This window comes from Mesotoga sp. (assembly GCF_035363035.1).
Lineage (GTDB): Bacteria > Thermotogota > Thermotogae > Petrotogales > Kosmotogaceae > Mesotoga.
In genome coordinates, this window is record NZ_DAOSEH010000099.1 from 1 (window position 1) to 6802 (window position 6802).

Consider the following 6802-nt stretch of genomic DNA (forward strand, 5'->3'; position numbering starts at 1 on the left):
AGTTCCGGCGGGATATACAGATGATATTCCAGAACCCCTTCGACTCTCTCGATCCTAGAATGACCATCAGGGACGTGATCAGGGAACCGATAGAGGCCCACAACCTCGTGCCGAAGAACGAGATAGACGGATACGTCGCCGAGCTGTTGATGAAAGTTGGACTCTACCCCGAATATTCGCAGAGGTACCCGCATGAATTCTCCGGCGGCCAGAGACAGAGAATCGCCGTGGCGAGATCCATCTCCGTCAAACCGAGGCTGGTCATCTGCGACGAACCGACCTCCGCGCTCGACGTGTCCGTCCAGAGCCAGATAATCAACCTGTTGCAGGATCTGAAGGCCGAGAACGATATCTCCTACATCTTCATCTCTCACAACCTGGATGTCGTCCATCATATGAGCGACAGGATACTCGTCATGTACCTCGGCAACGTGGTCGAATCGGCCGGCGCCACAGATCTCTTCGATAACCCGGCCCATCCTTACACCGGCGCCTTGATGGCCTCCATACCCGGCTGGGACCCGCTGGACAGAAAATTACAGAACATAAGGCTGGAGGGAGAGCCGCCCAGTCCGATCAACCCTCCGCCCGGTTGCGCCTTTCACCCCAGGTGTCCTTACAGAATGGATAGATGCGACAAAGAAAAACCGCCGGTGGTGGAGATAGCTCCCGGACACGAAACGGCCTGCTGGCTACACACGAAATAACATCCTCTAAGAGCCGTGGTGGGTGGTGCGTTGTGGGTCGCTCATCTTGCGCTCCTTCACGAAAATGGGGACTGACGATTCACCTCACGTCTGTACCCAATTTTCGCGCTCAAGGAACCTGGACGCGCAGCGTCGGAACGATAAACCGCTCTTCGCACTTTACGTCGCGTGCGGAGAACGACGGGCGGATGACGGAGAACGTCTCCCAACGCAACGAAGGACGGGTCCATGCTCTTGGACGACAGACGCTGGACGGCTCTTTCCACTCTTCGCGGCGTTCAGTCTTTGCCCGCGTTTATAGCAGAGCCAGCCCCTTGAGAGATATGTTCAAAACCCACACAAGGAGGGTAACGAAGGCCAGCGAAAGCGAGGTTTTCACAACGCCCTGCCGGTAGAAATCGTTGGCGATCAAACCCGGTACCACCGTACCTATAACGGTCGAAAACAGTTCGAGAGGCAAATTCGGCACCAGAAGAGTATCGAGAGCCAGTTTCACGAAGACCCCCATCGTTATTCCCAGAGCGAGCCTTTTTCTACCGTAGAGTATCAGATACCGCTGGAGGAAGTTCAGAATGATGAACGTCAAAAGCCCCACGGCCCAGGTATAGACGAGCCGTAACGGCTGATCTATGAATATGAAGAGATAAACCGGCGTTACGATGCCCCCCGCGGAGAGGCCCGTGATCCACCAGAAAAGTGTACTGATCACCACTCCTATCGAAAATATGGCCGGGTTCATTCGATCACCTCCAGATTGCTCAACCACTGTACCAGACCTCTTATGTTGCCAAAGCCGAAAACTATATCGCCCTTTTGCAGAAACTCTTCTATCGACTCGCCGTCTTTAACCTTCCTGTACTTCAGACCTTTGAACTTGTGCACCGGGATCGAACCCCTGATCATCAGGTTGTCGAACTTTCTGGTGAAGGGCTCGAAGACCAGTGCCCTGTCGGGCCGATCGTCTCTGGAGTTGAAGAACCCCACCACTCTTCTGCCGGGGAAGTCCGCCACTGTCCTCTCCAGAAGGTAGATCGTGGAACGTATATCGTTTGCTGCGAAAGCGTTCGCGAGAATCGCGCTGCCGCTATTTAGCTTCAACTTTAGGTACCTGAACGTGCCAACGTCGGGCAAAACTCTCGCCATACCTTCCATCGAAGCCTTTTCATTCAGCCCGAAAACCTCGATAACCCTATCGATCAGACGCAGATTGTCCGGATGCGGTCTGAAGGCCATTCCTTCGTCGGATATCGTCCTCTCTCCGGCCCTGAGCAGCTCGCTGCCAACTCTTTCACAATGAGTTCTCATCATTTCCAGGGCCCCCTCGCCGAGATTGCCGACAAGGCACTTTCTGTTGCCTGGAACTGAAAGCGAGAGCACCCCGGCGGTTGCCTCTTCGCTCGCCCCGATCTCCTCTATGTGGTCGGGATAGGCGTTCGTGATCACAGTGAGATCGGCGTCCAGTATCTTTCCGCTGGCGAGTTGCATCTCGGGTCTGATCGCCATGCACTCTACGACGAGCGCGTCGCACTTCAATCTCCCGGCCTGCTTCAGCGCCCTGTACTGCTCCTGTATGTTTGCCGGGCCTCTCCTCTTTATTTCGCGATGACTGCCGTCGGGCATTATCCAGAGCGGCACCGTGCCCGTTGTCTTGGCCAGCACCCTGTAACCGTTCCCCGACAGCACGCCGTGGATAAGTCTGACAGTCTCGCTCTTTCCCCTGGTACCGTTGACCTGGACAACGATCTTCATTCTCTTTCTCCGCCGTCTGAGGACCAGCTTCTCGACGATGAGAACCGTCAGCAGTGTGAGGAACGCAACGAGCGAAAGAATCAGGTTACTCATTTTTTCACCGCCAGTTTGCCCGCGATAAGCGACAGGACCATAAGCGCCAGGAAAAACAGCGCCAGGGGCAGCGAGTAGCTATCGATATAATAAACGCCGCTCTTTCCCGGTTCCGGAAGCGGCACAGGATCGATCGGGATTCCATTTTTGAGGGCCAGATCGCGGATGTTGAGCAGGTGAATGGATGGTACTCCGCGAGAGGCGTATTCGAAAATCAAGCCCCTATCCTCGCCCACGGGGATATTCTTGAGGGAAGTTATAAGCCCGTTCTCGAGGCTGAGGGCCGCGGGACTCTCTCCGAAGTTCGGGCTGGCGCCTCCGACGTTCACGAAGACTTCCGGAAGCCCGCCGGCATATTCAAAGTAGATCTTGAACCTCGCGTCTATACTCTTCTGAAGCGTGTCTTCGCGTATGAAAGTCTTTCCGGTCGAAAGGGCGATTTCCGTCATTTTCTCGACCGCCCCCGGGAAAAACATACCCCGGGCGTTGTCGTTGTTGCCGCCAAGAGAGACGGCTATTAGACTGTCCCGCAGAAGGCCTTTCTCAACGAGTCTTTGAAGCATCCTGACGAAGGTGAACTCCGGATGGGTTGCCCCGTGTTCAGAGGCTCCGATCGAGTAAATCAGGAGAGGCTCCAGATTCATCGCTTCACAGGCGCAGAGGGTTGCCAGCACCAGCGACGGGAAAGAACCGCTCGCGCCTATGGCCACCGGGTCTCCCTTCTTCAAACCCAGTTCCCTGAAGTACTTGACGATCAGCGCGGCGAAATCCGGGTTGGTCGATGTCCTCTTGGCCTCGAGATTTCCAAGCGTCGTAGTTAGTTCGGTGAACTCGGGACCTATGAGTCCCGTGCCGTTCGGATCGAGCAGCGGATCTATCTCTATACCGAGCGAAAGTCTGTAGGAAGAGATCTCGCGAGTGGCCTCCCTCATCAAGCTGGCGGCCGCGAGCTGGGTGCTTATGAAGGGCGTCTCGCTTCTTCTCACCGAAGAGGTGAGAAGAAAGAAGGAAACCAATCCTATAACGACTCCGACAGAGAGCCATTTCAAAGAAACTCCGGCCTTGTTCAATCCGGAAAGGCTCACAAAAGAATGACTTTTCAAGATAACTCCCCTTTAATTCAACTAACGGTCAGGACTCTTATTATCGCTATCAGCACTCCGCCCAAAGCCGCCTGCCTCCGTCTCCTTATAATGATCAATTATACATTACCTCCGGAAAAGCTTCCCGGAGAATGAAGGCGGCCCGGCCTCTCGCGGCGAACTGGAAATATCTTCCTTTCAAGTATTACCGGCGGATATCTCTACCCTTCGAGTGTTCTGTCGACAAAAGCCAGTTCGTTTTTCTTAATCTCTTTGAGCGCTTTTTCCCAGATCGGAACGGCCCTTAGCGCGTAGCATTCGGCCTTCAGTACTCTCCCCGTTCTCATTTCATTTTTCGTTAGAAATCCTGCGATCCTGTCGTACCTCTGAACGTACCCCTTGAAGTCGTGGGTGAGGTAACCGGCGGTGTACTCCGATCCTTTCCCGGTGACGATGGTGTACGAAACCTCCCCGTTGAAAAGGTAAGGCGGTTTCACTAGCTCCTCGACCCCGTGCATCAGTGTGTTCGGCCTCAATCCGCATCCGATGAAGATCACGACTCCGTCTTTCTCGACAAGCTTTCTGAAGGGCGATCTCTCGCCCACCGGAGTCCTGTCTTTTTCGTGTTCGGCCGTTACGACTTGCGCGAGCGGACCGAAGGCGCAGACCGAGTGGGTAGGATGCACGCTCCTGACGACCCCCTCGCTCTTCCTGAAGGCTTCGGGAATGGCCCCGACGTTGGAAGGCGTTCTCTCCAGATCGAAGAGGGGCCTTTCCGGTGTTACGTGCTCGTACGAAAGGGCCGGCATCATGATCGTGATCCCTCTTTTCGCGAGTCTCGCCACGGCCTCAACGACTGCCGCGGGACCGCCATGAACACGGCCCATGGCTGAAAGCGACGAGTGAATCATCGCCACTTTCGCACCGTCGACAAGTCCGGCGATGGCCCGTTCTATCTCGCTTATCTCTTCGAACAACTACACCATCTCCCCATTTTGAGTGTGAAAGGCGAGGCGTGACCTCACTTTCAATTTTCCTTTATATCTCCGGACAGTTTCAGAGCGATTTTGGCCAGAGGCGGGCCGATCAGTTCGAACACAATAACGGCCGACACGATTATGGTCCTCACCTTTTCGGCCAGCTCCGGAGAGCCGGCGTCGAAACTCGCCGCCAATCCCAGGGCAACTCCGGCCTGCGGCAGCAAGGCCAGCCCGAGATACTTTCTCACCGCCGGTTCGCGTCTGGTGGAGACACCGCCTATCCAGGCTCCGAAGATCTTGCCGGCGCTTCTGGCAACCACATACGCGAGACCTACCAGACCGAGTCTGGGCAGCAATTCCAGATTGAGTCCCATTCCGGCGAAGACGAAGAAGATTATCATCAGCGAATAGGAGATCCTGTCTATACCGTTCAAAATAGCCATGTTCCTGCTGGAGAGATTGGTGACAACCGTTCCGAGCACCATGCCTGCAAGCAGGGCCGAATAGCCGAAATACTCAGTTATACCCACAGTTACGAAAAGGACTCCGAGCGTAATTGCCAGAAGACTGTCTTCATCCGTGGCTTTCCTGGCGAGGTACGAAAGCAGGAGCCCGCCGGCGAAACCTATCGCGGCAGATATGCCGAGCGTGGCCAGAGGTTCTAAGAAGAGCCCAGTGTCGATCGCCTTTCCACTCACCATACTCGCGACGGCAATTTGAGAAAAACCGAATATGATGATAGCTATGGCGTCGTCCAGGGCAACAACTGGAAGGAGCGTCCTCGTAAACGGCCCGTTGGCCCTGTACTGCCTCACAATCATGAGAGTCGCGGCCGGGGCGGTGGTCGAGGCGATAGCCCCGAGTATCAACGTGAGTTCCAGTGGCTGACCGAGCAGGCCCGTGAGAGTCAGAATCGTAACCAGCGTAGCTCCGAAGGCCTGTGTGAAGGCGACGATTATGACTCCGCCCCCCATCTTTTTCAGTTCGCGCAAATTCAACGATGTGCCCATAGTGTAGGCTATGAAAGCGAGCGCCGAACTGGACACGGTAGAAAGAATCAGTTCCGTTTCGCTGGACGGTTTGAAAAATAGACCGATGAGCACCCCGGCCAGAACGTAGCCAGTTACGGCAGGTAGTCTGAGCGGTTTCATAGATCTGCCCAGCGCTATTCCAGCCCCTATTACCACTCCGATTATGAGCAGCTGAGTCATTTTCAATCACACCTGGAAGGAACCGCCGAACACGTTCGAAACCGGTACGGTGAAGAGTATCCCGGCTCCGGGTTCGTTTATATCCACGACGGCTCTTATCGCTTCTATGGCTTTTCCGGCCGTTTCATTTTCTATAACGCTGAACAGAGTCTTGTTGAAGGGACGCCTCTCGCCTACCAGAAACTTCAAAGAGGATATTACGGGAAGATCTTTCAGGATACCCGATTCTGCCATCGCCGAGACGCCCGTGCTGTCCAGGATAGTTAGACCCTTCACGCCTGCCTCCAGAAGGCTTTTCACAACTCTGTCAAGCAGATCGACTTTTCCAAGAACAAAAACCAGGAGTTCCACAAACTCCACCTCCGTTCAATTCAGTTTTATTTTAGAAATTCGAGATGTGCGAAGATATTCGATTGATCAGCTCAAGTGTACTATAGAAAAGCATACCGGGTATGACTGAAATGGTAAGCGGTAGTTGAAAATCGAAGCGATCATGGGGAACCTCCGGTTTGATACTTTCAATATCGATATTCTCTTATTTTGTTCAATCGCACAAAGATAAGTTGAGCTATAATACAGCTGTAAGAACAGGCTTTTTCTAACGCACATATCACAAACACGGATTTCGCGGCGAGAGATTTTTCGATGGGGCCGATCGGTTAGTGAGCGATAAAAAAAAGTACTTTTAAATCTGTTGATTTTATGATATGATTTATACACACGAGTAAATAACGGAAAAGAGGTGGCAGTTATGCGGACTCGGTTGATAGCGGTTTTCTCCATTTTATTGCTCTTCTTGACAACGGGCGCCCTTGCATACACCCTTGATGATGCTCAGTCGGTGGCGGACAGAGCTAACACGGTGGTTGAGACGCTGATTGCCAATGCAGAAAAAACCGCGGAAGTCCTAACGGAAAACTACGGCAAGCTCGCCGAGATGTGCAAAGACAACGAATATTTATTGTCTCTTCTGGAGGAAA

At 53.6% G+C, this 6802-nt stretch carries 8 protein-coding genes; 2 read left to right on the forward strand and 6 right to left on the reverse strand.

What is annotated here, in order from left to right; all coding sequences use genetic code 11:
* Window positions 1-707: oligopeptide/dipeptide ABC transporter ATP-binding protein (locus tag PKX57_RS10705; RefSeq protein WP_472417245.1), on the forward strand; the 707-nt coding region annotated here is incomplete at its 5' end.
* A gap of 295 nt (window positions 708-1002) precedes the next feature.
* Here PKX57_RS10705 and PKX57_RS10710 read toward each other — a convergent pair.
* The 6 genes from PKX57_RS10710 to PKX57_RS10735 all read right to left on the reverse strand — a co-directional run bounded on the left by PKX57_RS10710 (window position 1003) and on the right by PKX57_RS10735 (window position 6173).
* Entirely contained in the window at window positions 1003-1446 is a 444-nt protein-coding gene (locus PKX57_RS10710; RefSeq protein WP_214048012.1) for a poly-gamma-glutamate biosynthesis protein PgsC/CapC, read from the reverse strand.
* Entirely contained in the window at window positions 1443-2549 is a 1107-nt protein-coding gene (gene pgsB / locus PKX57_RS10715) for a poly-gamma-glutamate synthase PgsB (RefSeq protein ID WP_213920810.1), read from the reverse strand. The genes PKX57_RS10710 and pgsB overlap by 4 nt, the downstream gene beginning before the upstream one ends.
* The gene (pgsW, locus tag PKX57_RS10720) at window positions 2546-3652 is read right to left on the reverse strand and encodes a poly-gamma-glutamate system protein (protein ID WP_213920811.1); all 1107 of its coding nucleotides are present in this window, start codon (window positions 3650-3652) and stop codon (window positions 2546-2548) included. The genes pgsB and pgsW overlap by 4 nt, the downstream gene beginning before the upstream one ends.
* 200 nt (window positions 3653-3852) lie before the next feature.
* The gene (locus tag PKX57_RS10725; RefSeq protein WP_472414772.1) at window positions 3853-4608 is read right to left on the reverse strand and encodes an AAC(3) family N-acetyltransferase; all 756 of its coding nucleotides are present in this window, start codon (window positions 4606-4608) and stop codon (window positions 3853-3855) included.
* A gap of 50 nt (window positions 4609-4658) precedes the next feature.
* Entirely contained in the window at window positions 4659-5822 is a 1164-nt protein-coding gene (locus PKX57_RS10730) for a cation:proton antiporter (RefSeq protein ID WP_472412390.1), read from the reverse strand.
* A gap of 6 nt (window positions 5823-5828) precedes the next feature.
* On the reverse strand, window positions 5829-6173 hold the full coding sequence (locus tag PKX57_RS10735) for a hypothetical protein (protein WP_472417247.1): 345 nt from the start codon (window positions 6171-6173) through the stop codon (window positions 5829-5831).
* A 412-nt stretch (window positions 6174-6585) separates the two neighbouring features.
* On the opposite strand from PKX57_RS10735, the gene PKX57_RS10740 reads away from it, so the two are divergent.
* Window positions 6586-6802, forward strand: a 217-nt coding sequence (locus tag PKX57_RS10740) for a hypothetical protein (RefSeq protein WP_472417249.1), incomplete at its 3' end; no start/stop codon positions are given.